The sequence below is a fragment of the Cellvibrio sp. genome (genome assembly GCF_053579595.1).
In genome coordinates this window covers 1-1,409 of the sequence record NZ_JBRFPI010000254.1, presented here as the reverse complement: position 1 = coordinate 1,409, position 1,409 = coordinate 1, and the positions used below count along the sequence as shown (strand labels likewise).

Annotated in this window: 2 protein-coding genes; one reads left to right on the top strand and one right to left on the bottom strand. The window is 46.1% G+C overall.

The annotated features are described in order from the left end of the window. On the bottom strand, nt 1-403 hold a 403-nt coding region (locus ACWA6V_RS14795), incomplete at its 3' end, for a phage tail protein (RefSeq protein WP_449523213.1). Nucleotides 404-826: 423 nt separating this feature from the next. Here ACWA6V_RS14795 and ACWA6V_RS14790 point away from each other — a divergent pair. Beyond that, nucleotides 827-1,409, top strand: a 583-nt coding sequence (locus ACWA6V_RS14790) for a sulfotransferase (protein WP_449523212.1), incomplete at its 3' end; no start/stop codon positions are given.

The following is a 1,409-nucleotide window of genomic DNA, read 5'->3' as shown; positions in this document are numbered from 1 at the left end:
GTCCACCTTTGCTCACACCGGTAAGTGAAGCGAAGTATGAACCTGCTGCAGGAGCGGTAGTGCCATCGGTATTGGTGCTGGCATTCACATTCACAGCAACACCGACGGTGTGGGCGTGGGTAGGCATTTCAGTTGAGAGGAGGGTGTGAGTTTGAGTGCCGCCAACCTGACCTAATTCCGTTTGTTGTAGCCCCAGTGTATTGGCGCCTACGCCCACCGGAATGCGTGAGCATAAATTAGGTAAGCCAAATGTGTTTTGTCCGTTGCCGCCGTAAATAGTCCCTAATAATGAAAAAACTGCACTGTACTGCGAAATGGCCAAGAGGTTGCCGTTACAGGCTGCCCAGCCGCGCGGTGGGAATGAAAAGCCAAAAATTTGAACTTGGCCGATAAACGGTTCCATAATTTTCTCCTTAAAACATTGTTGATTAATGATGCCTTTCAAGCTCTTGCTCAGGGCCTGTGAAGGCACGTCTAAGGCTAGCGATTAAACCTTAAAGGTCAATTACTAACGTGCCAAGACTAAAGCAAAATGGCGTTTAAGTCGCTTACGCAGGATTACAGCAATAAAAATGCTTAAAATTTAAGCGGCTACCAATGGCTTTTTAGGTCATTTTAAAAGGGTTTTTGTTTTATTCAGATTGTCACCGACTAACAGACAAATTTGACTTGAGTTCGCTCTGGCACCCGTTAATCTTGCAGTGAGATAATATGCTTATCACGTAGTCCGTGTTATTTGCTGTCATGTTTTTCGCGCTCGATTGATGGCATGATTGCTGTTTATAGTTGTTAGTTGCATTGCCCGCTACATTGACTAAGGATAAATATGCCTGCCCAGTTTCATTTTATTTCCGGATTACCCCGGTCTGGTTCCACGTTGTTGGCGGGCATTCTGCGCCAAAACCCACGCTTTTATGCTGCCATGAGTAGCCCTGTTGCCGGTTTGGTGAACTCTATGTTGGAGCAGACTGGTGCTAACAGCGAATCCTATACGTTTTTTGATGATGCAAAGCGCAAATTAATGTGCACGGCATTATTCAATGCGTACTACTCCGATAAAACCGAGCCTGTCATTTTTGATACCAACCGTCAGTGGACGGCACGTATGCATCAACTGGTGGAGTTGTTCGATAATTTCAAAATGATTTGCTGCGTGCGTAATCCCGCATGGATTATGGATAGCTTTGAAACTATCTATCGTAAAAACCCTTTCGATTACAGCCGAATGTTCAGTGCCGCATCGCGCGGTACTGTGTATAGCCGTTGCGATTCACTGATTAACGGTGGTGGCACGGTGGGTAGCGCTTGGACTGCTCTGAAAGAAGCTTACTACGGTGAATTTTCTGATCGCTTGCTATTGGTGGATTACGACCTGCTCACACAACATCCTGCGCGAACCATCGAGCTAA